Source organism: Streptomyces sp. Ncost-T10-10d (genome assembly GCF_900091955.1).
In the GTDB taxonomy this organism is placed as follows: domain Bacteria; phylum Actinomycetota; class Actinomycetes; order Streptomycetales; family Streptomycetaceae; genus Streptomyces.
In genome coordinates, this window is the sequence record NZ_FMDF01000058.1 from 41,216 (window position 1) to 66,376 (window position 25,161).

The 25,161-nt window shown below is 69.0% G+C and carries 22 protein-coding genes and 4 tRNA genes; 13 read left to right on the forward strand and 13 right to left on the reverse strand.

Annotation, left to right across the window (positions count from 1 at the left end):
- Positions 1 to 38 precede the first annotated feature (38 nt).
- From GA0115254_RS08440 to GA0115254_RS08450, 3 genes are read right to left on the reverse strand one after another with little or no spacing between them, the layout of a single operon-like run.
- Entirely contained in the window at positions 39 to 887 is an 849-nt protein-coding gene (locus tag GA0115254_RS08440; RefSeq protein ID WP_093894660.1) for a cytochrome c biogenesis CcdA family protein, read from the reverse strand.
- On the reverse strand, positions 884 to 1,693 hold the full coding sequence (locus tag GA0115254_RS08445) for a DsbA family protein (protein ID WP_093894661.1): 810 nt from the start codon (positions 1,691 to 1,693) through the stop codon (positions 884 to 886). The genes GA0115254_RS08440 and GA0115254_RS08445 overlap by 4 nt, the downstream gene beginning before the upstream one ends.
- Positions 1,694 to 1,753: 60 nt before the next feature.
- Positions 1,754 to 2,188 (reverse strand): hypothetical protein, encoded by a 435-nt coding sequence (locus GA0115254_RS08450; protein ID WP_093894662.1) that lies wholly within the window; start codon positions 2,186 to 2,188, stop codon positions 1,754 to 1,756.
- Between the two features lie 156 nt (positions 2,189 to 2,344).
- On the opposite strand from GA0115254_RS08450, the gene hrpA reads away from it, so the two are divergent.
- From hrpA to GA0115254_RS08465, 3 genes are all read left to right on the forward strand, one after another.
- Positions 2,345 to 6,277 carry an ATP-dependent RNA helicase HrpA gene (gene hrpA, locus GA0115254_RS08455; protein ID WP_093894663.1) on the forward strand — a complete coding sequence of 1,311 codons (3,933 nt, stop codon included), beginning with the start codon at positions 2,345 to 2,347 and terminating at the stop codon, positions 6,275 to 6,277.
- 115 nt (positions 6,278 to 6,392) lie between these two features.
- Positions 6,393 to 6,467: transfer RNA gene (locus GA0115254_RS08460), tRNA-Asp, on the forward strand.
- Positions 6,468 to 6,604: 137 nt separating this feature from the next.
- Positions 6,605 to 6,847: a DUF6274 family protein gene (locus tag GA0115254_RS08465; RefSeq protein ID WP_093894664.1), complete on the forward strand. Its 243-nt coding sequence runs from the start codon at positions 6,605 to 6,607 to the stop codon at positions 6,845 to 6,847.
- 506 nt (positions 6,848 to 7,353) lie between these two features.
- Here the strand turns inward: GA0115254_RS08465 and bldC are convergent.
- Together bldC and GA0115254_RS08475 are read right to left on the reverse strand one after the other, a co-directional pair.
- A complete protein-coding gene (gene bldC / locus GA0115254_RS08470; RefSeq protein ID WP_003949541.1) occupies positions 7,354 to 7,560 on the reverse strand; it encodes a developmental transcriptional regulator BldC in 207 nt (68 codons plus the stop codon).
- A gap of 523 nt (positions 7,561 to 8,083) precedes the next feature.
- The gene (locus GA0115254_RS08475; RefSeq protein ID WP_093894665.1) at positions 8,084 to 8,929 is read right to left on the reverse strand and encodes a DUF8083 family protein; all 846 of its coding nucleotides are present in this window, start codon (positions 8,927 to 8,929) and stop codon (positions 8,084 to 8,086) included.
- 176 nt (positions 8,930 to 9,105) lie between these two features.
- Between GA0115254_RS08475 and GA0115254_RS08480 the strand changes: the two genes are divergently transcribed.
- Positions 9,106 to 10,197 carry a Leu/Phe/Val dehydrogenase gene (locus tag GA0115254_RS08480; RefSeq protein ID WP_093894687.1) on the forward strand — a complete coding sequence of 364 codons (1,092 nt, stop codon included), beginning with the start codon at positions 9,106 to 9,108 and terminating at the stop codon, positions 10,195 to 10,197.
- A 312-nt stretch (positions 10,198 to 10,509) separates the two neighbouring features.
- Positions 10,510 to 10,767, forward strand: coding sequence for a DUF3073 domain-containing protein (locus GA0115254_RS08485; protein WP_072488579.1), 258 nt, complete (start codon positions 10,510 to 10,512; stop codon positions 10,765 to 10,767).
- A 173-nt stretch (positions 10,768 to 10,940) separates the two neighbouring features.
- Here GA0115254_RS08485 and purM read toward each other — a convergent pair whose 3' ends face one another.
- The 8 genes from purM to purS all read right to left on the reverse strand — a co-directional run bounded on the left by purM (position 10,941) and on the right by purS (position 20,049).
- Positions 10,941 to 12,014, reverse strand: a complete 1,074-nt coding sequence (gene purM / locus GA0115254_RS08490; protein WP_093894666.1) for a phosphoribosylformylglycinamidine cyclo-ligase — start codon at positions 12,012 to 12,014, stop codon at positions 10,941 to 10,943.
- 60 nt (positions 12,015 to 12,074) lie between these two features.
- Positions 12,075 to 13,601: an amidophosphoribosyltransferase gene (gene purF, locus GA0115254_RS08495; protein WP_093894667.1), complete on the reverse strand. Its 1,527-nt coding sequence runs from the start codon at positions 13,599 to 13,601 to the stop codon at positions 12,075 to 12,077.
- 469 nt (positions 13,602 to 14,070) lie between these two features.
- Positions 14,071 to 14,892, reverse strand: coding sequence for an META domain-containing protein (locus GA0115254_RS08500; RefSeq protein ID WP_093894668.1), 822 nt, complete (start codon positions 14,890 to 14,892; stop codon positions 14,071 to 14,073).
- A gap of 37 nt (positions 14,893 to 14,929) precedes the next feature.
- The gene (locus GA0115254_RS08505) at positions 14,930 to 15,730 is read right to left on the reverse strand and encodes a maleylpyruvate isomerase family mycothiol-dependent enzyme (protein WP_093894669.1); all 801 of its coding nucleotides are present in this window, start codon (positions 15,728 to 15,730) and stop codon (positions 14,930 to 14,932) included.
- 71 nt (positions 15,731 to 15,801) lie between these two features.
- Positions 15,802 to 16,440 (reverse strand): TetR/AcrR family transcriptional regulator, encoded by a 639-nt coding sequence (locus tag GA0115254_RS08510; protein WP_093894670.1) that lies wholly within the window; start codon positions 16,438 to 16,440, stop codon positions 15,802 to 15,804.
- Positions 16,441 to 16,865: 425 nt separating this feature from the next.
- Positions 16,866 to 19,115 carry a phosphoribosylformylglycinamidine synthase subunit PurL gene (gene purL / locus GA0115254_RS08515; RefSeq protein ID WP_093894671.1) on the reverse strand — a complete coding sequence of 750 codons (2,250 nt, stop codon included), beginning with the start codon at positions 19,113 to 19,115 and terminating at the stop codon, positions 16,866 to 16,868.
- Positions 19,112 to 19,792, reverse strand: coding sequence for a phosphoribosylformylglycinamidine synthase subunit PurQ (gene purQ / locus GA0115254_RS08520; protein WP_093894672.1), 681 nt, complete (start codon positions 19,790 to 19,792; stop codon positions 19,112 to 19,114). Before purQ ends, purL begins: the two co-directional genes overlap by 4 nt.
- Positions 19,789 to 20,049 carry a phosphoribosylformylglycinamidine synthase subunit PurS gene (gene purS, locus GA0115254_RS08525; RefSeq protein ID WP_176729353.1) on the reverse strand — a complete coding sequence of 87 codons (261 nt, stop codon included), beginning with the start codon at positions 20,047 to 20,049 and terminating at the stop codon, positions 19,789 to 19,791. Before purS ends, purQ begins: the two co-directional genes overlap by 4 nt.
- A 383-nt stretch (positions 20,050 to 20,432) precedes the next feature.
- Here purS and GA0115254_RS08530 point away from each other — a divergent pair, with 383 nt between their 5' ends.
- The 8 genes from GA0115254_RS08530 (at position 20,433) to GA0115254_RS08565 (ending at position 25,134) form a co-directional block, all read left to right on the forward strand.
- A complete protein-coding gene (locus GA0115254_RS08530) occupies positions 20,433 to 20,768 on the forward strand; it encodes a histone-like nucleoid-structuring protein Lsr2 (RefSeq protein ID WP_176740026.1) in 336 nt (111 codons plus the stop codon).
- 185 nt (positions 20,769 to 20,953) lie between these two features.
- Positions 20,954 to 21,025: transfer RNA gene (locus GA0115254_RS08535), tRNA-Gly, on the forward strand.
- Between the two features lie 98 nt (positions 21,026 to 21,123).
- Positions 21,124 to 21,196: transfer RNA gene (locus tag GA0115254_RS08540), tRNA-Gly, on the forward strand.
- A gap of 154 nt (positions 21,197 to 21,350) precedes the next feature.
- Positions 21,351 to 22,391 (forward strand): ABC transporter ATP-binding protein, encoded by a 1,041-nt coding sequence (locus tag GA0115254_RS08545; RefSeq protein ID WP_093894674.1) that lies wholly within the window; start codon positions 21,351 to 21,353, stop codon positions 22,389 to 22,391.
- Entirely contained in the window at positions 22,388 to 23,158 is a 771-nt protein-coding gene (locus GA0115254_RS08550) for an ABC transporter permease (RefSeq protein ID WP_093894675.1), read from the forward strand. Before GA0115254_RS08545 ends, GA0115254_RS08550 begins: the two co-directional genes overlap by 4 nt.
- Positions 23,159 to 23,171: 13 nt before the next feature.
- A complete protein-coding gene (locus GA0115254_RS08555; RefSeq protein WP_256102448.1) occupies positions 23,172 to 24,431 on the forward strand; it encodes a sensor histidine kinase in 1,260 nt (419 codons plus the stop codon).
- Entirely contained in the window at positions 24,428 to 25,039 is a 612-nt protein-coding gene (locus tag GA0115254_RS08560; protein ID WP_093894677.1) for a response regulator transcription factor, read from the forward strand. Before GA0115254_RS08555 ends, GA0115254_RS08560 begins: the two co-directional genes overlap by 4 nt.
- Positions 25,040 to 25,061: 22 nt before the next feature.
- Positions 25,062 to 25,134: transfer RNA gene (locus GA0115254_RS08565), tRNA-Gly, on the forward strand.
- Positions 25,135 to 25,161: the final 27 nt, after the last annotated feature.

Sequence of the window (25,161 nt, forward strand, 5' to 3'; positions counted from 1 at the left end):
CCCGAAGGCCCCGTCCGATGGACGGGGCCTTCGCCGTGTCAGGCCTCTTCCCGATCCGCCGAGTTCACGCCCCGGCCGCGCCACGCCCGTACCGCCAGAACCAGCAGCACCACCGCGGCCGCGGCCGCCAGCGCCATGGCGTCCGGCACATGCTCTCCGACGCGCTGGGCCCACTGCTCGACGGCGAACGACTCGTCCACGTCCAGCAGTCCGGGCAGCGCGGTCGTCCCGTCGTACGCGAGGAACAGCGCGCCGAGACCGACGAAGAAAAACCCCGACAGCAGCGTCGTGGTGTGCAGCTCGAAGCGGCCGAGCCGGAAGGTACGACCGCGCAGCCAGGCCCGTCGGCCCAGGTCGAAGCGTTCCCAGAGCAGCGCGAGCAGAAAGAGCGGGACGGCCATCCCGAGGGCGTAGACGGCGAGCAGCAACCCACCGTAGACCGGGCTGCCACTGACCGCCGCCACGGTGAGAACGCTGCCGAGGATCGGACCCGCGCAGAAACCGGCCAGTCCGTATACAGCGCCCAGCGCATAGACGGATACGGCGGTGGTCGGGCGGATCCGGCCGCTGAGCGCGGCGATCCGGCGCGAGGCGAAGCCCAGACCCACGATCTGCGCGATGCCGAGCACGATGATCAGCCACCCGGCGCCGAGGACGAGCGCGTCGCGGTGGCTGTAGAAGAGCCGTCCGGCGTACGAGCCCGCGGCGCCGAGCGGGACGAGGGTGGTGGCCAGACCGGCGTAGAAGATGCCGGTGCGGGCCAGCAGCCGCGAGGTGGAGTCGATGGAGTACGCGAAGAAGGCGGGCAGCAACAGCGCGCTGCACGGGCTGACCAGGGCGAGCAGTCCGCCGAGGAAGGCCGCGAAGTAGCCGATGTCAGCCGTCATTCCGCGCCGCCCTCGGCGCCCTCGGCGCCCTCGGCATCCCCGCCGCCCTTGGCGTCCTCGGTGTTGCGGGCCTTCTCGGCCGCCTCCTCGATGACCCGGGTGAAGGTCTCCATCGGCTGGGCCCCGGCGATCGGGCGGCCGTTGATCAGGAACGACGGGGTGGAGGTCGCACCGATCCCGTACCCCTGCTCCTGGTCCTTGCCCACCGCGGCGGAGGCGGCGGAGCTGTCGGCGTCACGCGTGAACCGGTCGAGGTCCGCGATCCCGGCCTGCCGGGCGAGCGCCTTCAGCCGGTCCTTGCCGAAGCCCTGTTCCTTGACCCCCTCGGCGTACGCGGCACGGTGGAACTGCCAGAAGCGGCCCTGCTGCCCGGCGGCCCAGGCTGCGCGGGCGGCCGCCTCGGACTCGGCGCCGAAGATCGGGAAGTTGCGCCACTCGATGCGCAGGGTGCCGTTGTCGACGTACTTCTTCACCAGGGCCGGTTCGGTGTCGCGGGCGAATTTGCCGCAGTAGCCGCACTTGAAGTCGGCGTACTCGATGAGGACGACGGGCGCGTCCACCCTGCCCTGCGCGAGCTTGTCACCGGCGTCGCGCCGGGCGAGCTTCGCCAGCTCCGGGTAGACGCCGGCGTCCGGGTCCGCAGTGACATCGGCGACCGACGAGGAGGAAGAGGAAGAACCCGAGTGGTCGGGGGCGGTGGCCCGGTAGGAGACGAAGCCGAGCAGGGCTGCGGCGACTACGACTCCGGCGCCGTAGATCAGCGGCTTCCTGGACGACGGCGTACGTGAGGACATGGACTTGGGCATGCGGGACTCCGTGCTGGTGATGCGGAAGGGAAGAGGAACGGCCGGTTGGAGAGCGGCCGTCTACACCCTCAGTACGGAGAGCTCGACCGGAGTGGGCGCGGCAGCCGCGGGGCCGCGCAGCTTTATCCGCACGGGCGGGCGGACGGGTCCCTGTCCGGTGGCGGCGGGCAGGCCCCACTCGGCGAGGCCGGGCGCCTGGTCGTACGCCGCACGGGCCCGGCCCGGCAGAGCGGGCTCGCCGTCCTCATGCTTCCGGCTCTTGCCGCACCCCGGGGCACCGTGCGGGTCCACGGCCGACGCGCCGTCCGGGGCGGGGCCGGTGGACGCAACATCCCCGCCGAGGCCGGCCGAAGCGGCCGGCCTTTCGGCGCCGGCCTCGGCAGCTGCGACCGCCGCACGTCCCGCATCACCCGCGACAGCCGTCCCCGGACCGCAGAACAGCCCCAGTGCGACCGCGAGCACCGCCACCAGGCAGCACCACTGCGTACGGGACACGGCGACCGGCCTTTCCGGACGGGGGCAACGGGTGGTCAGCTGCCGGAAATGGTACGTGCTGTGATCCCGCGCCTCCGTGCAGTGCCGATGTGGTGACCCGGACCGCACGAAATATGTTCGCCGTTCTTCGGGCCCGGGTGAGATCCTGGGCTCCGTATGTCTACTTCCTTCGCTGATCTCCAGTACCGGCTCGGACAGCTCTCGCTCCGCGATGCACACCGGCTCGGCCGCCGTCTCGAAGGGGCGCGCCGCATCCGTAAGCCCGAGGCCCGGCAGACCGTGCTGGACGAGATCGCCACCGAGGCCGGAAAGGCAGCCGAGCGGCTCGCGCTGCGTGCCACACGGATGCCCGCCCTGTCGTACCCGGAACAGCTCCCGGTCAGTCAGAAGAAGGACGAGATCCTGGAGGCGATACGCGACCACCAGGTCGTGATCGTCGCCGGGGAGACCGGCTCCGGCAAGACCACGCAGATCCCGAAGATCTGTATGGAGCTGGGGCGCGGTGTCCGGGGCATGATCGGGCACACCCAGCCGCGCCGGATCGCGGCCCGTACGGTCGCCGAGCGTGTCGCCGACGAGCTGAAGACCCCGCTGGGCGAGGCGGTCGGCTGGAAGGTCCGCTTCACCGACCAGGTGAACCCCGACGCTACGTTCGTCAAGCTGATGACGGACGGCATCCTGCTCGCCGAGATCCAGACGGACCGCGAGCTGCGCGCGTACGACACGATCATCATCGACGAGGCCCATGAGCGGTCGCTGAACATCGACTTCCTGCTCGGCTATCTGGCCAGGCTGCTGCCCAAGCGGCCGGACCTGAAGGTCGTCATCACGTCGGCGACGATCGACCCCGAGCGATTCGCGCGCCACTTCGGCGAGGCGCCGATCGTCGAGGTCAGCGGCCGTACGTACCCGGTCGAGGTGCGCTACCGCCCGCTCCTCGAGGAGGAGGGCGACGACTCCGACCGCGACCAGATCACCGCGATCTGCGATGCCGTCGACGAGCTCCAGTCGGAGGGCCCCGGCGATGTCCTGGTCTTCCTCTCCGGCGAGCGCGAGATCCGCGACACCGCGGACGCGCTGAACAAGAAGAACCTCCGCCACACCGAGGTGCTCCCTCTCTACGCGCGCCTGTCGCACGCCGAGCAGCACCGGGTGTTCCAGCGCCATACCGGCCGCAGGATCGTCCTGGCGACGAACGTCGCCGAGACCTCCCTGACCGTCCCCGGCATCAAATACGTGATCGACCCGGGCAACGCCCGGATCTCCCGCTACAGCCACCGCACCAAGGTCCAGCGGCTGCCGATCGAGCGGATCTCGCAGGCCAGCGCCAATCAGCGCAAGGGCCGCTGCGGGCGTACGTCGGACGGCATCTGCATCCGGCTGTACTCCGAGGACGACTTCCTGACCCGTCCGGAGTTCACCGACCCCGAGATCCTGCGTACGAACCTGGCCTCCGTCATCCTCCAGATGACCGCGGCCGGCCTCGGCGACATCGAGAAGTTCCCCTTCATCGACCCGCCGGACCACCGCAACATCCGCGACGGCATCCAGCTCCTCCAGGAACTCGGTGCGCTCGACCCGGAGGAAAAGGATCCGAAGAAGCGGCTCACCCAGCTCGGCCGGAAGCTCTCGCAGCTGCCCGTCGACCCGCGCCTGGCTCGCATGGTCATCGAGGCCGAGCGCAACGGCTGTGTCCGCGAGGTCATGGTCATCGCCGCCGCGCTCTCCATCCAGGACCCGCGCGAGCGGCCCTCGGACAAGCAGACACAGGCCGATCAGCAGCACGCCCGCTTCAAGGACGAGACCTCCGACTTCCTGGCGTTCCTGAATCTGTGGCGGTACGTCCGCGAGCAGCAGAAGGAGCGCGGCTCGTCCAGCTTCCGCCGGATGTGCAAGCAGGAGTATCTGAACTTCCTGCGCATCCGCGAATGGCAGGACATCTACGCGCAGCTGCGTACCGTCGCAAAGCAGATGGGCATGCAGGTCGAGGAGCCCTCGGCGGGCACAGACGCGCCGGAGCAGTCGGTGCACACCTCGCTGCTGGCCGGGCTGCTCTCGCACATCGGGCTGAAGGACACCGAGAAGAACGAGTACCTGGGTGCCCGCAGCGCCAAGTTCGCGATCTTCCCCGGATCGGCACTCTTCAAGAAGCAGCCGCGATTCGTGATGTCGGCCGAGCTGGTCGAGACGTCCCGGCTGTGGGCGCGGGTCAACGCCAAGGTCGAGCCGGAGTGGATCGAGCCGCTGGCTCAGCATCTGCTGAAGCGCACCTACAGCGAACCGCACTGGGAGAAGGATCAGGCGGCGGTGATGGCGTACGAGCGGGTCACGCTGTACGGAGTGCCGATCGTCGCCCAGCGCAAGATCAATTTCGGCCGTATCGACGCCGAGACCTCCCGCGACCTGTTCATCCGCAACGCCCTGGTCGAGGGCGACTGGCGGACGCACCATCAGTTCTTCCATGACAACCGCAAGCTCCTCGGCGAGGTCGAGGAGCTCGAGCACCGAGCGCGGCGCCGCGACATCCTCGTGGACGACGAGACGCTCTTCGACTTCTACGACCGGCGCATCCCCGATCACGTGGTCTCCGGGGCGCACTTCGACTCCTGGTGGAAGCACAAGCGCCGCGACGAGCCGGACGCGCTGGACTTCGAGCGCTCGATGCTCATCAACGAGAAGGCCGGGGCCGTCACCAAGGACGACTACCCCGACTCCTGGCGGCAGGGGAAGCTCAAGTTCAGGGTGACGTACCAGTTCGAGCCCGGTGCGGACGCGGACGGTGTGACCGTCCACGTCCCGCTCCAGGTGCTCAACCAGGTCACCGCCGAGGGCTTCGACTGGCAGATCCCGGGCCTGCGCGAGGAAGTGGTCACCGAGCTGATCCGCTCGCTGCCCAAGCCGATCCGCCGGCACTACGTCCCCGCGCCGAACTACGCGGGCAAGTTCCTGGACCGGGCGGTCCCCCTCCAGGAGCCGCTGCCGGTCACGCTGGCCCGGGAGCTCCAGCGCATGGTCGGCGTCCCGGTCGGCGCCGACGACTTCGACCTGACCCGCATCCCGGACCACCTGAAGATCACTTTCCGGATCGTCGACGAGCGGCGCCGCAAGGTGGCCGAGGACAAGGATCTGGATGCGCTGAAGCTCCAGCTGCGCCCCAAGGCCCGTCAGGCCCTCTCCAAGGCCGCCGCGGCCACTGCGGGGCCGTCGGGCGAGTCCATCGAACGTTCGGGCCTCACGGACTGGACGATCGGCACCCTGAACCGCGTCTTCGAGACCCGCCGGGCCGGCCAGCCGGTCAAGGCGTACCCGGCGCTGGTCGACCAGGGCGACACCGTGGCCGTACGACTCTTCGACACCGAGGCCGAGCAGCTGCAGTCCATGTGGCGCGGCACCCGGAAGCTGATCCTGCTGAACATCCCGGTGAACCCGGCCAAGTTCGCCTCGGACAAGCTGACGAACCAGCAGAAGCTGGCTCTGTCCCGCAATCCGCACGGCTCCATCCAGGCGCTGTTCGAGGACTGCGCCACGGCGGCCGCGGACCGGCTGATCGGCGCCCACGGCGGTCCGGCCTGGGACGAGGAGTCGTTCCGGAAGCTGTACGACAAGGTGCGCGCCGACCTCGTGGCGCTGACCGAGCACACGGTCAAGCAGGTGCAGCAGGTACTGGCCGCCTGGCAGGCCTGCGAGCGGCGCCTGAAGGCCACCAACAGCCTCGTCCTGGTCAACAACGTCACCGATGCGCGGGACCAGCTCGCGGCCCTCGTGCCGCCGGGCTTCGTCACCGCGACCGGGCTGCGCCGGCTGCCCGACCTGATGCGCTATCTGGTCGCCGTGGACCGCCGGCTCCAGCAGATGCCGACGGCCGTCCAGCGCGACACCACGCGCATGGAGAAGGTCCACGAGATGCAGGACGAGTACGCCTGGCTGCTCGAACAGATGCCGCGGGGCAGGCCCGTTCCGCAGGAGGTCCTGGACATCCGCTGGATGATCGAGGAGCTCCGGGTCAGCTATTTCGCGCACGCCCTGGGGACGGCCTACCCCGTCTCCGACAAGCGGATCGTGAAGGCGATCGACGCGGCCGCCCCGTGAGACGGCCCCGGCCGGAGCCGTAACGGAACCACCACCTTCGGTGAGGTCGACCAGACCCTCTGACCTGCTGTACAGTCTGTCTTCGCAGGCAGCCGCAAGGAAGCCGCGAAAACCTGGTCCTGTGGAGCAGTTTGGAGTGCTCGCCACCCTGTCAAGGTGGAGGCCGCGGGTTCAAATCCCGTCAGGACCGCAGTAACGAAAGCCCGGATCCTTCTGGATCCGGGCTTTCGCGCGTCTTGACTCCGGCAACTGCCGACGAGTACTCAGACAACAGGGGCTGCCCCTGTTCCCCGGCGCGGGGCGGCAGTCCACCGGGAGGTGGCACGTATGACGGCGTCCGCTGGGCACGAGACCCGCGCACTCCTGCGCGCCCATCTGGCCGCCGCTTCCGGCTATCGCCACCTCACTCGCCGCTGCCCGATCTGCCATCGGCTCCTACGGCTCGCCATGGAGCCCGTGACGGCCTCCCGGACCGCCTCCCCGCCCGAGCCGCCGGTCCTGTGCGCGAGGCGCCAGGACGGCGCCCTGGAAGGCCGGGAGGTCCAGGACGAAAGTCCCTCGCCCGGGTGACCAATGGCGCAGCATTCCGCTTCCTGGAGGTGGCAGGCTCGCACTTGGCAAGGCTCATGCAGTGTGACGGGAGTCACCGAATGAGTTTTGAGAAGGGGTGACTTTACACCCTTCCTACAACTGGCGAATTTAATATGTGCAATTGCACCACTCGGACGGGAACGTCGCGGGACCTTCCGAACCACCCCGGCCCGACCGCCCCGGGGCGGTCGGGAACAGTCCCGCACAGACCCGCGCAAGCCCGCACGGCACCCTGGCCGGAGCCAACCGGACGCCCGGTTTTCAGCGACGCCCGAGCCGCCCCGGGCGGGGAGGTCTCCGGTCCTTGAGAGCACAAAAAAAAGATCGCGCTGGACCCGGCGGAGTCCAGCGCGATCGAACGACGCACCCGTATTGCACAGGTATGGCGCCCGTTGGGGCGGGCGCCCGTCATGTGGAGCTATGGGTGGGCCTGCATGGGTTGGGGGACCCGGAAGCCCGGTTGTGGCGCGGCGACAGGGGGTGTGTCAGGCCTCGCTGCGCTGCTGCGGAATACCCGCAAGCAGTGCGCGGACCTCTGCCTCGCGGTACCGGCGATGTCCACCGAGCGTGCGGATGGACGTGAGCTTGCCCGCCTTGGCCCAGCGGGTAACCGTCTTCGGGTCCACGCGGAACATCGTGGCAACCTCAGCCGGGGTCAGCAGCGGCTCGGCATCAGGGGTGCGAGCGGTCATGAGCGGCCTCCTCGGGAGAACCGAACCATCTCGGTTCTTTCCTCTAAATTCTGCACCTTGACCCGCGTTGCCCGAAATGGCGGACGCGGGCCGAGTCGGTTATAGGACGAACGGCTTGTCCTCGGCACTACAACTACACCATCCGTCCAGCCACGTCGGCCAAACCGATGGAATTGCCCTCCCAGGTGTTCATCAGCGACGGAAGCCGATGGACCATGCCATAGCGGACAGTCACACCACCGTGACGATCAGTCACAGAGCGATCAGGAGCCATCAGACCCCCCATAGCGTGCAATGCTGAGCATTCCGCCCCTAGTTGGACGGAAGGAGCCCTCCCCGGACCCCTTGTCCTATTTTGGCACGAGGAGTAGGGAAGGACGCAAGGGCCCCGTTAGTGCTATCCGTCACGCTTGAGGCAAAGGCCCGGTTCGGGACGTAGGTCCTGGCACCGCTGAGGTACGCTTCCACCCCTTCATCCTCACGTGTCACACAGGTCACAGGTTCAGACGCGGATGAGGCCCTGTCAGTTGGCGAATTGACGATCCCTTACCGCCCGCCAGCGCGCCGCCAGCCGCCCGTACGCCTCACTCGCCCCTTCGGCGTCGCCGGCCTGCAGAGCCGCGATGCCCTCGGCCACATCGGCGGCCGAGCGGTCCCCGGCGAGCTGCGCCGCCGGCAGTGCGTGCACCAGACCTGCGTAGTCCAGCTCGACCAGTGCGCGCGGATGGAACTCCTCCAGCCAGCGCCCCACGTCCACGAGCCCCTCGGTCAGCGGCCCTTCGTCCATGGCCTCCCGCAGCGTCTTCAGCGCCCGGGCCAGTCGGCGCCGGGCCTGGACCATCGGCGTCCGGTACCGCAGCACGGGCGGCTCACCGCCCTCGCCCGCCTCCGCGTACTCCCGCTCCTCGTCGGAGAAGAGCACGAACCAGCGCACCGGGACCTGCCACACCGAGGTGAGGATCCAGGGCCTGGCGTCCGGATTGCGCTCCGCCCACCGCTCGTGGTCCGCGACGGCCTGCCCGCGCACCACCGGCGGCAGCACGGCGTCGAGCACCGGCCCGGGGAACATCTCCATCAGCTCGTCCAGCGCCAGCCAGCCGCGCAGCCTGGTCCGCCACGGACAGACGCACACCACACCGTCCATCACGGCGACGAACGCGTCCCCGCTCTCGTGCACCGGCACGCCGACCGGCGGTGTGGCCACCAAGTCGGCGAGCGAACGGCGCAGTTCGTCCTGGGCCGTGGGGATTCGGGAGCGCCCGGCATAACGGGCCCAGTGGTCGCGTTCGGGCTCCGGGAAGGCTGCCAGCGGCTCGTACACCCGGAGGTAGGACGCGTAAGGGACGAGCACTGAGGACACCACGGACATGCAGCAAATCGTGTCATGCCCGTACTCCGCCGGGGGGTGATCCTGGGCACTGGAACAGATCTACGTCCGCGTAGGACTTACGCTCTTGCCCAGTCGGACCGGCCGTGCCGGCCGGTCCGCGGCCCTCCCCACCTTCAGGAGGGTCCTCCGCCGCTTCGTACTTGGGAGTCACCACAGTGACCGATGTGACCGGCGCGCCTGGCGATGTACTGCACACCCTGTTCCACTCGGATCAGGGGGGCCACGAGCAAGTCGTGCTCTGCCAGGACCGTGCCAGCGGCCTCAAGGCCGTCATCGCCATCCACTCCACCGCCCTGGGCCCGGCCCTCGGCGGCACCCGCTTCTATCCGTACGCCTCCGAGGAAGAGGCCGTCGCGGACGCGCTGAACCTGTCGCGCGGTATGTCTTACAAGAACGCCATGGCCGGTCTCGACCACGGCGGCGGCAAGGCCGTCATCATCGGTGACCCGGAGAAGATCAAGAGCGAGGAACTGCTGCTGGCCTACGGCCGGTTCGTGGCCTCGCTCGGTGGTCGTTACGTGACGGCCTGCGACGTCGGCACCTACGTCGCCGACATGGACGTCGTCGCCCGCGAGTGCCGGTGGACCACCGGCCGCTCACCGGAGAGCGGTGGCGCCGGCGACTCCTCGGTCCTCACCGCTTTCGGTGTCTTCCAGGGCATGCGGGCCTCTGCCCAGCACCTCTGGGGCGACCCGACGCTGCGTGGCCGAAAAGTGGGGGTCGCCGGGGTCGGCAAGGTCGGTCACCACCTGGTCGAGCATCTGCTGTCGGACGGCGCGGAGGTCGTGATCACGGATGTGCGGGAGGAGTCCGTCCGCCGCATCACCGATGAACACCCCGAGGTCGCCGTTGCCGCGGACACCGCGGCGCTGATCCGTACCGAGGGCCTCGACATCTACGCTCCGTGCGCGCTCGGCGGCGCGCTGAACGACGACACCGTTCCGGTGCTCACGGCGAAGGTGGTGTGCGGTGCGGCCAACAACCAGCTCGCGCACCCCGGCGTCGAGAAGGACCTCGCGGACCGGTCGATCCTGTACGCGCCCGACTATGTGGTGAACGCGGGCGGTGTCATCCAGGTCGCCGACGAGCTGCACGGGTTCGACTTCGGCCGGTGCAAGGCCAAGGCGTCGAAGATTTTCGACACCACGCTCGCCATATTCGCACGTGCGAAGGCCGATGGCATTCCTCCGGCTGCCGCGGCCGACCGGATCGCCGAACAGCGGATGGCCGAAGCCCGCCGTAGCTGACGGTCACCGGGGCATCACCCGACGTTTTCGCCTCTTCCTGCCTGCGGACCCGCCGACCGGCGAGACAAGACTCACGCCGGTCGGCGGGTCGCATGCCAAGAAGAGGTTAAAATCGCAGTTGACCAGCGAGGACGGGGCTTCTCGCCGGTCCTCTTCCGGGGCACGTGATGCGGGCGGCGTACCGTATGGCCGCGGAAGCAGGTACCGTTAAAGCCCTACGGGCACGGTCTCTCTACCGAGAGTCCGTCCTGAAACATGAACGCGTGTCAAGACTCTGGGGCCGTCGAGCCCCGTCACCGAGGGGGTCGAGCCATGGGGCGCGGCCGGGCAAAGGCCAAGCAGACAAAGGTCGCCCGCCAGCTGAAGTACAGCAGCGGCGGGACTGACCTGTCGCGTCTGGCCAATGAGCTGGGCGCATCGCCTTCGAGTCAACCACCGAACGCAGAGCCGTTCGAGGACGACGACGAGGAAGATGACCCGTACGCACAGTACGCGGATCTGTACAACGACGACGAGGACGAGGACGAGGACGATAAGTCCGGTCCGTCGTCACAGCGCCGCGGCGCTTGACCTCGCGCTGACACATCAACCCGGTCCGGGCCTGCCCGGACCGGGTTCTGTGCTACCCCGATCCGGTCCGGCTGCTCGGGCGGGCATCGGTGTCCTCGATCGTCGGACGGGGTGGTCACCCGGCGACCGAGGACGAAGCGGTCACCGGGTGACCCCGGTGTGCCCGCCCGTGCCTAACGCGCGTAGTCGCCCACCAGCTCGGCACCCGAGGTGTGCGTGCCGCGCTCCGTGATCTCGCCCGCGACCCAGGAATCGACCCCGCGGTCGGCCAGCGTCGTCAGGGCGACGTCCACGGACTGCTCCGGGACGATCGCGATCATGCCGACGCCCATGTTCAGCGTCTTCTCCAGCTCCAGCTGCTCGACCTGACCCGCCTTGCCGACCAGGTCGAAGACCGCGCCGGGCACCCAGGTGGAGCGGTCGACCCTGGCGTGCAGTCCGTCCGGGATGACCCGGGCCAGGTTGTTGGCGAGGCCGCCGCCGGTGACGTGGCTGAAGCCGTGCACCTCGGTCGTACGGGTGAGGGCCAGGCAGTCCAGCGAGTAGATCTTGGTGGGCTCCAGGAGCTCCTCGCCGAGCGTCCGCCCGAACTCCTCGACCTCGCGGTCCAGCGCCCAGCCGGCCCGGTCGAAGACCACGTGACGGACGAGCGAGTACCCGTTGGAGTGAAGACCGGACGACGCCATGGCGATCACGACGTCACCCTTACGGATACGTTCCGGGCCGAGCAGCTGATCGGCCTCGACCACGCCCGTACCGGCGCCCGCGACATCGAAGTCGTCCGGGCCGAGAAGACCCGGGTGCTCGGCGGTCTCGCCGCCGACCAGGGCGCAGCCGGCGAGGACACAGCCTTCGGCGATGCCCTTCACGATGGACGCGACACGCTCGGGGTGCACCTTGCCGACACAGATGTAGTCGGTCATGAAGAGCGGCTCGGCACCGCAGACGACCAGGTCGTCGACGACCATGCCGACGAGGTCGTGGCCGATGGTGTCGTACACGCCCATCTTGCGGGCGAGGTCGACCTTCGTGCCGACGCCGTCGGTGGCGGAGGCGAGCAGCGGACGCTCGTAACGCTTGAGGGCCGAGGCGTCGAAGAGTCCGGCGAAACCGCCGAGGCCGCCGAGGCCCGCGACCTCCGCGCGCTGCGTCTTCTTCACCCACTCCTTCATCAGCTCGACGGCACGGTCGCCGGCCTCGATGTCGACGCCCGCTGCCGCGTAGGAAGCACCTGTTGTCTCAGACATTGCCTGGGATCTTTCGTGTGGAAATACGGGGCTGGTGGCCAGAGGTGTACGGCTGGACCGTCACGGACGACGCAGTGCGTCGGACGCGGCGGTTGCCGCAGGGCCTGCCGCCAGCTCGGTCTCCAGCAGCTGCTTGCCGAGCAGCTCCGGGTCCGGCAGCTCCATCGGGTACTCACCGTCGAAGCAGGCGCGGCACAGGTTCGGCTTGGCGATCGTCGTCGCCTCGACCATCGCGTCGAGCGAGATGTACGCGAGCGAGTCGGCACCCATCGACGTGCAGATCTCGTCGACCGTCATGCCGTTGGCGATCAACTCGGCGCGGGTCGCGAAGTCGATGCCGAAGAAGCAGGGCCACTTCACCGGCGGGGACGAGATCCGGATGTGGATCTCGGCGGCGCCGGCCTCGCGGAGCATCCGGACCAGTGCGCGCTGGGTATTGCCGCGGACGATCGAGTCGTCCACGACCACAAGACGCTTGCCCTTGATGACTTCCTTGAGCGGGTTCAGCTTGAGGCGGATACCCAGCTGGCGAATGGTCTGGGAAGGCTGGATGAAGGTCCGGCCGACATAGGCGTTCTTCACCAGTCCGGCGCCGAACGGGATGCCGCTGGCCTCCGCGTAACCGATGGCGGCGGGGGTGCCGGACTCCGGAGTCGCTATGACCAGATCGGCCTCGACGGGGGCCTCGGCGGCCAGCTTGCGCCCCATCTCCACGCGGGAGAGGTAGACGTTGCGCCCGGCGATATCGGTGTCGGGGCGGGCCAGATAGACGTACTCGAAGATACAGCCCTTGGGCTTCGCTTCCGCGAAGCGCGAGGACCGCAGGCCGTTCTCGTCGATGGCGACGAGCTCGCCCGGCTCGATCTCGCGAACGAAGCTGGCACCGCAGATGTCGAGAGCGGCGGACTCGGAGGCCACCACCCAGCCGCGCTCGAGGCGGCCGAGAACCAGCGGGCGGATGCCCTGCGGGTCGCGGGCGGCGTAAAGGGTGTGCTCGTCCATGAAGACGAGGGAGAAGGCGCCCTTCACATCGGGGAGCACCTTTGCGGCGGCCTCCTCGATGGTGAGCGGCTTGCCGTCCTCATCGGTCTGACCGGCGAGCAGCGCGGTCACCAGATCGGTGTCGTTCGTCGCGGCGACCTGGGTGGCGCGGCCGTCCTTGCGGGGAAGATCGGCGACCATCTCGGCGAGCTGGGCCGTATTGACCAGGTTGCCGTTGTGACCCAGGGCGATCGAGCCGTGCGCGGTCGCACGGAACGTCGGCTGCGCGTTCTCCCACACCGAAGCACCGGTGGTGGAGTAGCGGGCATGACCGACCGCGATATGGCCCTGGAGAGATCCCAGAGACGTTTCGTCGAAGACCTGCGAGACCAGTCCCATGTCCTTGAAGACCAGGATCTGGGACCCGTTGCTCACTGCGATGCCCGCGGACTCCTGTCCACGGTGCTGCAGGGCATACAGTCCGAAATAGGTGAGCTTGGCGACCTCTTCACCCGGAGCCCAGACACCGAAGACGCCGCAAGCGTCCTGGGGGCCTTTCTCTCCGGGGAGCAGGTCGTGGTTGAGTCGTCCATCACCACGGGGCACGCCACCGAGTGTAGGCGAGATCGACCACTGGTCCGAATTCGGGATACCGGGTGGGAGCACCGGGGAAGCGCTCCCAGGGGCGGTTCACGGACCGGTTCGGACAGTCACTCGGAGTGACCATTTCCGGATCGTGGAGAGGTGCGGGACGGGGCGCGGACCGACCACAGGGCAGCGGTCACCCGGACCAGCGGCCCGTTACCGGCTAGTTCCGGCCACTTGGGGCACGGGGTCAGCCGGCCGGACGGTGGCGCTCGGTGAGCCGGTCGATGCTCTGGCGCGGAGTCCGGCCGAACGTCCGTTTCGTGGTGAGCCTCACACACGGGCGCCCGGTATGCGGCTTCTCGGGGGCCTCGGCAGAGGCGGCGCCGGGAAGCCCGGCCGCCGCGGAGCCGGAGCTGCCGGCCGAGCTGCGGGCGTGCTGGAAGCGGACGGACGCCGGTCTGCCTCCGTGTCCGAACGGGTTCCTGAGTCAGCCCCTTGTCCCGGTGGCCGATGCGCCGAGTCCCTTACCGTTCTCCGTAGTGAGGGACAGGGTGAGGTGATCGATCCGGTACGTCGTCCGGCCGTCCAGAATCGCGAGCAGTTCGCGCTCCAGCTCCATCCGGGGGGCCGGGCACATCACCTTGGTGCCGTCGATCCGGCCGAACGTGATGGTGGAACCGGAGACCGCCGCGGTGCCGCGGAACCGATTGCAGCCGAGGGTGCCCTGTACGGAGCCGTCCTTGCCGAAGCTCAGGTGCGCCTTCTCCTGCGCACCCGCGGGCAGCGACGAGGCGACCGTGCCGGAGACCAGGGTGGTGACCGTCCAGGTGGTGCCGGTGAGCGGGGCCGGCTGTTGCGCCATGAGGGCGATGGAGTCGCCGTTCTCCGCGGTCAGGGTGAGGGTCTTCTTCGCCACGGCCGCGGTGAGTTCGCCGCTGAACGCGCCGGACATGGCCGCCTCGAACCGCTCGACGTCCTTCTCGCAGGCCATGGAGGTGCTCGTGCCCGGCCCGACCGTGATCGTCTCGCCGTCGATGCGGACATCGGCGGTGAAGTGGTTGCAGCCGTAGTTTCCGGTGGCCCGGCCCTTGGAGTCGATCTCGACATGGGCGCCGGAGGGGGCGGCGGTCCGCTTCCCGTCGACCGTCACCGATTCGACGCCCCAGTGGACATCGGTGACGGACAGATCGGTCCGCACGGCGTCACCGCCGGAACCGGCCCCCGGTCCGGCCCCGGAGCCCGTCTCCGTACCGCAGGCTGCCAGGGCGAGGAGAGCCAGGGTTGCGACGGCCGCACCTTGTTTCCGCATGGCCCTGGGACGGTCCGGGTGGATGTCCGGTTCCCCCTCACCCCATCAGGGGCAGCAGCGCGGCGATATCGGCCCGCTCACCGCTGGCGCTGACCTTCGCCGCGTCGAGTTCCTGGGCCCACTCCGTACGCCCGGTGGCGAGCCGGATCCAGGTGAGCGGATCGGTCTCGACGACATTGGGCGGCGTACCGCGCGTGTGCTTGGGGCCCTGGACGCACTGGACGACGGCGAACGGCGGGACGCGCACCTCGACCGAGCCGCCCGGCGCCTTCTCCGCGAGGGCGTCGGCGAGCAGCCGGGTGCAGGCGGCGAGCGCCTGCCGGTCGTACGGGATACCGAGGCCGGCCGCCTCGTTCAGATCGTCGGTGTGCACGACGAGTTCGACGGTACGCGTGACCAGGAAGTCGGCCAGCCGCATCGCGCCGGCCCGGGTCGGCAGCAGCCGGTCCTCCGGGACGTCGGACACCAGCTCCTCGAACCGCCCGGCGACCTCCCCGTACAACGCGTCCAGGTCCGGGCGGTCCGCGGCGAGCGCCCTGGTGTCGTCGGCGATGCGCCCGGCCCGGTCCGCGGTCGAGAACGGCCATTCGAGGAGCGTCAGATCGGGCTTGGGCGAGGCGGGTTCGGGCAGCTCCAGATACCGCGTGACGTGCGAGAGCGCCATGGCCAGATGGGCGGCCAGTTCGCGCACGGTCCAGTCCCCGAGCCGGGTCGGCAGCGCGAGCTGTTCGGGCGTCAGGGAGCCGACGGCTTCCCGGACATGGGCGAACTGCGACAGGACCGCGGTGCGGGTCCTGACCGGGTCGTAGCGGCGGGCTCGTTTCTGGGACGGCGGCATGGTCCAGGAGCCTAAGGGGTGTCCGGCGACTCAGGGCCGGACAGGCCCTGAGCCCTGTCGGACCGGCTGCCTCAGAACCTGGTCGCGAAGCCGCCCAGTCCCTTGTGGAGCAGGTCGAAACCGCGCTCGGCGAGCGCGACGGCATCCGGCGCCACCGCGTCCGCCGGCTCTCCCGCCAGCAGCCGTATCTGATTCGCGGAGATGAGGGCGTTGCGGGTGGCGATCAGCTGGGCGGCCGCGATCCGGGCGATGGACGGCTCCTCCCCCTCCTCGACCAGGACTTCGGCGAGCAGGTCGAAGGAGCGCATGGAGAACGCGTGGGCCCGGATGAGCAGCGCCGGGGTCTCCTGGATCAGCCGGCGCAGCCCGAGCACCACCGGCGCGTCGCTCAGCCCGACGGAGGGGTCACGGGCTTCGATGGCAGCCAGGAACTGACGCCGCACGGCGGCCAGCGCGGACTCGCCGGGGCCCCGGTCCCGTACCACCCGCGCGACATCACCGATGTGCTCCTCCATGGGAGCAAGAACCAAGTCCTCCTTGCCGGCGAAGTAGTTGAAGACAGTCATCTTCGACACCTCGGCCGCCTCGGCGATCTCGGCGACCGAGACCTTGTCGAAGCCGCGCTCGGCGAAGAGCTCGGTGGCCGCGGCCAGCAGACGGTGTCGCGTCTGGAGCTTCTTGCGCTCGCGCAGGCTCATCCCCTCAGTCATGGCATCACTGTACAAGGATGAAGATTACTCTCGGATTAAATATTGACCCGATACATTTCCATGGCATGGTGGTGCGCCCACAACAGCGCCGCGCCACTCCGGAGGGGAGTCCCATGATGTCCACAGCCCATGACCGGTCGGCAACGCGTGATCGGGTTCATGCTCTGCAGCGCCCCGATCCTGCCGGCCGTGCTCGACACGCACATCGTTTCGTCGGCGCCCGTACCGATTCACCGGAACACCGCTGCCCCACCGGCTGAACGGAATTCCGCAGGCTGTCCACATCCGCACCCAGACAGCCCATCAGCAGGAAATGCTCCTGCGGCTCGGCGGGAATTCCCGGAACTCCACATCCGTCGAACCGACGGAACGAGGACGGCCCTGCCCATGAACCGGGCAGGGCCGTTCTCGAACAGGATCCGGCGTCAGGCGAGCAGAGCCGGAATGGTCTCCTCGTGCGCCGTGCGAAGTTCGCTCAGCGGAATGCTGAACTCGCCCTGGATCTCGATCTCCTCGCCGTCCACGACACCGATACGGGTGACGGGCAGACCCCGCGCCCCGCACATGTCGTTGAAGCGGAGCTCCTCGCTGCGCGGAACGGAGACGACCGCACGCCCCGCCGACTCGGAGAAGAGGAAGGTGAACGCGTCCAGACCGTCCGGCACGACCAACCGGGCACCCTTCCCGCCACGGAGGCAGGACTCGGTGACCGCCTGGATCAGACCGCCGTCGGAGAGATCGTGCGCCGCGTCGATCATGCCGTCGCGGGACGCCGAGATCAGGATCTCGGCGAGCAGCTTCTCGCGGCCCAGGTCGACCTTGGGCGGCATGCCGCCCAGGTGGCCGTGGATGACCTCGGACCAGGCCGAGCCGCCGAACTCCTCGCGCGTGTCGCCCAGCAGGTAGAGGAGCTGGCCCTCTTCCGCGAAGGCGACCGGCGTACGCCGGGTGACATCGTCGATCACACCGAGCACGGCCACGACCGGCGTCGGGTGGATCGCCGTCTCACCGGTCTGGTTGTACAGCGACACGTTGCCGCCGGTGACCGGAGTGCCCAGCTCCAGGCAGCCGTCCGCGAGACCACGGGTGGCCTCGGCGAACTGCCACATGACGTCCGGGTCCTCGGGCGAACCGAAGTTCAGGCAGTCCGAGATCGCGAGCGGCTTGGCGCCGGAAGCGGCGACATTGCGGTACGACTCCGCCAGTGCCAGCTGCGCACCGGTGTACGGGTCGAGCTTGGCGTACCGGCCGTTGCCGTCGGTCGCCATGGCCACGCCCAGGTTCGACTTCTCGTCGATCCGGACCATGCCGGCGTCCTCGGGCATCGCGAGCACGGTGTTGCCCTGCACGAACCGGTCGTACTGGTCCGTGATCCAGGACTTCGAGGCCTGGTTCGGCGAAGCGACCAGCTTGAGGACCTGCTCGCGCAGCTCGGCGCCGTTCGCCGGACGGGCCAGCTTGCCCGCGTCGTCGGCCTGCAGCGCGTCCTGCCAGGACGGGCGGGCGAACGGGCGGTGGTACGTCGGTCCCTCGTGGGCGACGGACCGCGGCGGCACGTCGACGATCTGCTCGCCGTGCCAGAAGATCTCCAGCTGCGAGCCCTCGGTCACCTCACCGATGACGGTGGCGATGACGTCCCACTTCTCGCAGATCTCGAGGAAGCGCTCGACGTGCTGCGGCTCGACGATCGCGCACATGCGCTCCTGCGACTCGCTCATGAGGATTTCCTCGGGCGAGAGGGAGGAGTCGCGCAGCGGAACGGTGTCCAGCTCGACGCGCATACCGCCGGAGCCTGCGGAGGCCAGCTCGGAGGTGGCGCAGGAGAGACCCGCGCCGCCGAGGTCCTGGATGCCCGCGACGAGCTTCTCGCCGAAGATCTCCAGGGTGCACTCGATGAGGAGCTTCTCCTGGAACGGGTCGCCGACCTGGACGGCCGGACGCTTCGCCGGGCCGGTCGACTCGAAGGTCTCCGAGGCCAGCACCGAGACGCCGCCGATGCCGTCGCCGCCGGTGCGGGCGCCGTACAGGATCACCTTGTTGCCGGGGCCGGAGGCCTTGGCCAGGTGGATGTCCTCGTGCTTCATCACGCCGATGCAGCCGGCGTTGACCAGCGGGTTGCCCTGGTAGCAGGCGTCGAAGACGACCTCGCCGCCGATGTTCGGCAGACCCAGGCAGTTGCCGTAGCCGCCGATACCGGCGACGACGCCCGGCAGTACGCGCTTGGTGTCGGGGTGGTCGGCCGCGCCGAACCGCAGCGGGTCGACGACCGCGACGGGGCGGGCACCCATGGCGAGGATGTCGCGGACGATGCCGCCGACGCCGGTCGCCGCGCCCTGGTAGGGCTCGATGTACGAGGGGTGGTTGTGCGACTCGACCTTGAAGGTGACCGCGTAACCCTGACCGACGTCGACCACACCGGCGTTCTCGCCGATGCCGACGAGCATCGCGTCGTTGGCGGGGACCTTCTCGCCGAACTGCTTGAGGTGGACCTTGCTGCTCTTGTACGAGCAGTGCTCGGACCACATCACGGAGTACATGGCGAGCTCGGCGCCGGTGGGACGGCGGCCCAGGATCTCGCGGATCCGGGCGTACTCGTCCTCCTTGAGGCCGAGCTCCTTCCAGGGCTGCGCGACGTCCGGGGTCTCGGCCGCGTGCTTGACCGTATCCAGGCTCATGCGTTGACCAGCTTCTTGATGATCGAGGTGAAGAAACCGAGGCCGTCGGTACGACCGGTTCCGATCAGCGGCTCGACGGCGTGCTCCGGGTGCGGCATCAGACCGACGACATTGCCTGCGGCGTTGGTGATGCCCGCGATGTCACGCAGCGAACCGTTGGGGTTCACGTCCAGGTAGCGGAAGGCGACGCGGCCCTCCGCCTCCAGCTCGTCGAGGACACGCTCGTCGGCGACGTAACGCCCGTCCATGTTCTTGAGCGGTACGGAGATCTCCTGACCCGCGGAGTAGTCCGAGGTCCAGGCTGTCTCCGCGTTCTCGACGCGCAGCTTCTGGTCGCGGCAGATGAAGTGCAGGTGGTTGTTCTGCAGCATCGCGCCGGGCAGCAGGTGCGCCTCGGTCAGGATCTGGAAGCCGTTGCAGATACCGAGGACCGGCATCCCGGCCCGCGCGTTCTCGATGATCGTCTCCATGACCGGCGAGAAGCGGGAGATGGCTCCGGCCCGCAGATAGTCGCCGTAGGAGAAGCCGCCCGCCAGGATGACCGCGTCGACCTGGTGCAGGTCCTTGTCGCGGTGCCACAGCGACACGGGTTCGGCGCCCGCGACCCGTACGGCCCTCAGGCTGTCCTTGTCGTCGAGCGTGCCGGGAAAGGTGACGACTCCGATACGAGCAGTCACTTCGACTCCTCGGCCTTCTCCACCTTCACGGTGAAGTCCTCGATGACGGTGTTGGCGAGGAATGTCTCGGCCATCTCGTGAATACGGCTGAGGGCGGCGTCGTCGACCGGCCCCTCGACCTCGAGCTCGAAACGCTTCCCCTGACGTACGTCCGCGATTCCCTCGAAGCCGAGACGGGGCAGTGCGCGCTGCACCGCCTGTCCCTGCGGGTCGAGGATCTCGGGCTTGAGCATGACGTCGACTACGACGCGTGCCACTGGCACTCCCGGTGGTGGTGTGGTGCGGCTGTTTCTCCGGGGGGCTCCCCAGACCCCCGCAGGTTCCCTCAGCCTACCTGGCCAGAAATTCTACGCGGGTAGATATCGAGTGCCCTCGATCACGCCCAGATATCGGCCGTGACAACACATGGGGAAAGTCCTGCAAAAAAAATCCTCACCGGCAGCACACATAGAAGGCTGACACGCGGAGGTAATTGGCTGGGCTTCACAATGCGGCACCCACCGCTGTACAAATGATTACCGGGGAATGCAGCATTGCCCCTAAACAGTCGACACCGGTCGACTCGCATCCGCCTAACAGCCGGAAGGCCGGCATCAGCGCATGTCAGAAGCGCCGACGCCGTAGGAAAGGACCGATATCCGTGGCTCAGCGCGTAGTGGTCACGCTCTTCGACGACATCGACGGGGGAGCAGCGGCGGAAACGGTCACCTTCGCCCTGGACGGGAAGTCGTACGAGATCGACCTCAATCCGTCCAATGCAAAGAAACTGCGCAAGGTCCTGGCGCCGTACATGGCGGCCGGTCGAAAGCAGACAAATGCCGGTAAGCGTGGCAAGACCCCTGCGTCGTACCGGCACACCTCGCTCGCACCCGACCCGGCGGCAGTGCGCGCCTGGGCCCGCTCCCACCGGATGGAGGTGCCGGCCCGCGGCCGGATCCCCAAGAAGGTCTACGAGGCGTTCCGCGAGGCCAGTTGAGAACCCGGCCCGTGACCGGATCGCCCGGACCGGTCGCCGGGGCCGGCCGGTGAACGCTCACCGACGCACCGGCACACCTCTCGGCGACACCCCGTGGCCACCGACTTGCGCTACACCCCTGCAGGTCGGCTAAAGTCTGGAGCACGCCGAAGGGCAAGGCCGCAAAGCCGAACCCCACGCAGCGTGCGGGTGTAGTTCAGTAGCAGAACATCCCCCTTCCAGGGGGAAGGCGCAGTGTGCAATTCCTGTCACCCGCTCTGCATCGCTCTTACCGACCACTCCGGTGAATCGGGTAGAGTAGTGCTCGCACCGCCCGATGGATCTCCTCAAGGGGAGTACAATGAGCGGCAGCAATGCGGACGTGGCTCAGTTGGTAGAGCATCACCTTGCCAAGGTGAGGGTCGCGAGTTCGAATCTCGTCGTCCGCTCTTGATCGGTTTGTTCGAAGGCCCTGGTCGATATCGACCAGGGCCTTCGTCTTATTCCCGTCCGCGCTCCTCGCCTCATGCTCCTGACGTTTGTCATGAGCAGTGGTGACAGCTCGCACTGCCCACGGCAACGATCCGGCGGAAATCTGTAGGCATGACCAGCGACGACATTCCCAGCGACCGCGCCGGCGGCGCCGTGGCGGACATCACAGACGAACCCGCGACAGGTTTCACGACGGACGCCGTGACCGTTCCGGCGACCGGCTCCGTGGTCGGTCCCGTGATCGAGGCGAGCGGTGTGCGGCGGCACTACGCCGACGGCTTCGAGGCCGTGGCCGGTGTCTCCTTCTCGGTGGCGCGCGGCGAACTCTTCGCCCTGCTCGGTACGAACGGCGCGGGAAAGACCTCCACCGTCGAACTGCTGGAGGGCCTGGCCCGGCCCGACGGCGGCACGGTGCGGGTGCTCGGCCACGACCCGTACCGCGAACGCGCCGCGGTACGGCCGCGGATCGGGGTGATGCTCCAGGAGGGCGGCTTCCCGTCCGAGCTGACGGTCACCGAGGCCGTACGGATGTGGGCGGGGTGCACGAGCGGTGCCCGCCCGACCGGTGAGGCGCTGGACCTGGTCGGGCTCACCCACCGGGCGCGCGTGCGCGTCAAGCAGCTCTCCGGCGGCGAGCGGCGCCGCCTCGACCTCGCACTGGCCCTGCTCGGCCGGCCCGAGGTGCTGTTCCTGGACGAGCCGACCACCGGGCTCGACGCCGAGGGGCGGCGTGACACCTGGGAGCTGGTACGGGGGCTGCGCGACGGCGGGATCACCGTCCTGCTCACCACGCACTACCTGGAGGAGGCCGAGACGCTCGCCGACCGGCTGGCGATCATGCACCGGGGGCGGATCGTGACGGCGGGCACCACCGCCGAGGTGACGGCGGCCCGCCCGGCCCGCATCCGGTTCGTGCTGCCCGAAGAGGTCCCGGCGGCGTGGCTTCCGCTGCCGCTGCGGGCGGCCGCCGAGGGACGCAGGGTCGAGATCCGTACCCACCGGCTGCAGGAGACGCTGGGTGAACTGCTGCTCTGGGCCCGGGAGTCGGACGTGACGCTGCTCGGGCTCGATGCCCGGTCGGCCTCGCTCGAAGAGGCGTTTCTCGATATCGCGCAGAGCGCGTCGGAGTCGGAGAGGGGGGCTGCCGCATGACGAGCACAACGATGTCCGGGCGGCTGAACGCTCTCGGGCGGGCCGAGCTGACCCTGCTCGCCCGGAACAGGACGGCGATCTTCGTCGCGTTGCTGGTGCCCCTGACCATGGTCGCGGCCATGAAGTCGACGCTGGAACAGGTCGATCTGGGCGGGACCGGGCTGACCGTGGCCGGGGCGGCGCTCAGCGGCGGCATCGGCATGGTGCTGATGCAGGTCGTGTACATGAACCTGGTCGCCGCCTATGTGGCGCGGCGCGAGGACCTGGTCCTGAAGCGGCTGCGTACCGGCGAGATCGCCGACGGCGAGATCCTCGTCGGGACCGCGCTTCCGTCGGTCGCGCTGGCGCTGGCGCAGACGGTGCTGGTGGTCCTGGCCGGTGCGGTGCTCTTCGGTCTCGGTGCGCCCGAGCGGCCCGAGCTGCTCGTCGCGGGGCTGCTGTCGGGTGTGGTGCTGCTGGCGGCGCTGGCCGCCGCCACGTCCGTGGTGACCCGGACCGTACAGACGGCGCAGATCACCACGCTGCCGCTGTTCCTCGTCTCGATGATGGGCTCCGGGCTCTTCGTGCCGCTGGAGATCCTGCCGGACCGGGTGGCGTCCGTGTGCGAACTGCTGCCGGTGACCGGGGTGATGATGCTCGTACGGGCCGGCTGGCTCGGCGGGGCGGACGGGTATGACCTGCTCGGGGCGGGGCTCACCGCGCTGGCCTGGACGGTGCTCGCCGTGTTTGCTGTGCAGCGGTGGTTCCGCTGGGAACCTCGACGCTGAGGAGGGTTGTGCCGTGCGCGTGCGGTGGCGAACGGGGAGCTGGCGCGGCCGCAGCGGGTTCGACAAGGTCGACCTGTATACACGCGGCACGCTGTACGGGCTGGTGTGGATCGCGGTGCTGATCCAGATCCTGATGTCGGTGACGCGGCCCGTGCGCGGTGCGGCGCCCGCTGCGCTGATCGTCCTGGCGATCCTGCTCGTCATCGCGCAGGGGGTCTGCGGGACGATGCTGACCGCCAGGGGGCTGGGGAAGTATCTGGGCCGGGGGACCTTGGACCGGCGGCTGGTCGCTGTCGGAGCCGTGTCGCTGGTGGCGAACATGGCGGCGGTGCTGGCCCTCGCCCGGTGGACGGGCATGCGTGAGTTCCCGGAGCCGGGATTTGTGCTCAGCGCATGCGTGGTGCCGTTCTCCTGCGCTTTCGTGCTCATCGTGCCGAAGTGGGTGTCGATGGTGCAGCAGGCCGCCGTCTCGGCCGGGGTGTGCGCCGTGGTGGGCCTGCTCGGCGGCGGCCGTGCGCTGATGGCCTCCGCGCTTCTCGCGACGGCGTTCGGCAGCGGGATGATGTCCGTCACCACGCGGATGTCCGCCTGGTCGCTGGGCGTGATGTGGAAGCTCCGCGAGGCGCAGGACGTGGAGACGCGGCTGGCGGTCGCCGAGGAACGGCTGCGGTTCGGCCGGGACATGCACGACGTCCTGGGCCGGAATCTGGCGGTGATCGCACTGAAGAGCGAGCTGGCGGTGGAGCTGGCCCAACGCGGCAAACCGGTGGCCGTGGACCAGATGGTCGAGGTGATGCGCATCGCCCGCGCCTCCCAGCAGGAGGTGCGCGATGTCGTACGGGGGTACCGGGAGGCCGATCTGAGCACCGAACTCGTGGGCGCGCGGAGCGTACTGCGGGCGGCCGGCATCACGTGCGCGGTGGAGGGCCAGGACGGCGGTCGGCTGCCCGCGGCCGTGCAGTCGGCGCTCGGCTGGGTGGTGCGGGAGGCGGCGACCAATGTGCTGCGGCACGGCGATCCGCGGCACTGCACGATCCGGCTGCGCACTTCCGCGGTCGCCGCGGTGCTGGACGTGGAGAACGACGGGGCGCCGCAGGTCACCGCCGGGCCGGGCGGTTCCGGGCTGGCCGGGCTGCGGGAGCGGCTTCACGCACTCGACGGATCGCTGGACGCGGGTCCGGCGGGGAACGGGCTGTTCCGGCTGACGGCCACGATTCCGCTGCCGCACACGGCCCCGGATCTCACCCCGGCTCTTCAGGAGGAGCGACGATGACGGCTGTACGGGTACTGCTCGCCGACGACGAGCATCTGATCCGAGGCGCGCTGGCCGCGCTGCTCGCCCTGGAGGACGACCTCGTGGTGGTCGCGGAGGCGGCGACCGGCCCGGAGGCACTGGCCATGGCGCGGGCCCATCGCCCCGATGTGGCGGTCCTCGATCTGGAGATGCCGGGTGCCGACGGTGTGAACGTCGCCACATCCCTGCGGGCCGAACTGCCCGGCTGCCGGACGATGATCGTGACGAGTCACGGCCGGCCGGGACATCTGAAGCGGGCACTCGCCGCCGGCGTGCGGGCCTTCGTACCGAAGACCGTCAGCGCCCGGCAGCTGGCCGGGATCATCCGTACCGTGCACGCCGGAAACCGTTATGTGGACCCGGAGTTGGCGGCTGACGCGATCTCCGCCGGAGACTCGCCGCTGACCGCGCGCGAGGCCGAGGTGCTGGAGCTGGCGGCCGACGGGGCGCCGGTCGCGGAGATCGCGGAGCGGGCGTCGCTGTCGCAGGGAACCGTACGGAACTACCTCTCGGCGGCCGCCTCGAAGCTCGGGGCGGAGAACCGTCATGCGGCAGTGCGTCTCGCACGCGAGCGGGGATGGGTATAGTGGTCATCGCGCTTCGGCGCTTGCGGACGTAGCTCAGTTGGTAGAGCGCAACCTTGCCAAGGTTGAGGTCGCCAGTTCGAACCTGGTCGTCCGCTCGGTTCAGCAAGAAGCCCCCGGTCTTT

Excerpts from the sequence above, each read along its gene's own strand:
- GA0115254_RS08500 (WP_093894668.1), bottom strand. The coding sequence starts at position 14,892 with ATGCGGAAACAAGGTGCGGCCGTCGCAACCCTGGCTCTCCTCGCCCTG.
- GA0115254_RS08485 (WP_072488579.1), top strand. The coding sequence starts at position 10,510 with ATGGGGCGCGGCCGGGCAAAGGCCAAGCAGACAAAGGTCGCCCGCCAG.
- purL (WP_093894671.1), bottom strand. The coding sequence starts at position 19,115 with ATGAGCCTGGATACGGTCAAGCACGCGGCCGAGACCCCGGACGTCGCG.
- bldC (WP_003949541.1), bottom strand. The coding sequence starts at position 7,560 with ATGACCGCTCGCACCCCTGATGCCGAGCCGCTGCTGACCCCGGCTGAG.
- GA0115254_RS08445 (WP_093894661.1), bottom strand. The coding sequence starts at position 1,693 with ATGCCCAAGTCCATGTCCTCACGTACGCCGTCGTCCAGGAAGCCGCTG.
- GA0115254_RS08510 (WP_093894670.1), bottom strand. The coding sequence starts at position 16,440 with ATGACTGAGGGGATGAGCCTGCGCGAGCGCAAGAAGCTCCAGACGCGA.
- purM (WP_093894666.1), bottom strand. The coding sequence starts at position 12,014 with ATGTCTGAGACAACAGGTGCTTCCTACGCGGCAGCGGGCGTCGACATC.
- GA0115254_RS08545 (WP_093894674.1), top strand. The coding sequence starts at position 21,351 with ATGACCAGCGACGACATTCCCAGCGACCGCGCCGGCGGCGCCGTGGCG.
- GA0115254_RS08440 (WP_093894660.1), bottom strand. The coding sequence starts at position 887 with ATGACGGCTGACATCGGCTACTTCGCGGCCTTCCTCGGCGGACTGCTC.
- GA0115254_RS08475 (WP_093894665.1), bottom strand. The coding sequence starts at position 8,929 with ATGTCCGTGGTGTCCTCAGTGCTCGTCCCTTACGCGTCCTACCTCCGG.
- GA0115254_RS08465 (WP_093894664.1), top strand. The coding sequence starts at position 6,605 with ATGACGGCGTCCGCTGGGCACGAGACCCGCGCACTCCTGCGCGCCCAT.
- GA0115254_RS08550 (WP_093894675.1), top strand. The coding sequence starts at position 22,388 with ATGACGAGCACAACGATGTCCGGGCGGCTGAACGCTCTCGGGCGGGCC.
- hrpA (WP_093894663.1), top strand. The coding sequence starts at position 2,345 with ATGTCTACTTCCTTCGCTGATCTCCAGTACCGGCTCGGACAGCTCTCG.
- GA0115254_RS08560 (WP_093894677.1), top strand. The coding sequence starts at position 24,428 with ATGACGGCTGTACGGGTACTGCTCGCCGACGACGAGCATCTGATCCGA.
- GA0115254_RS08505 (WP_093894669.1), bottom strand. The coding sequence starts at position 15,730 with ATGCCGCCGTCCCAGAAACGAGCCCGCCGCTACGACCCGGTCAGGACC.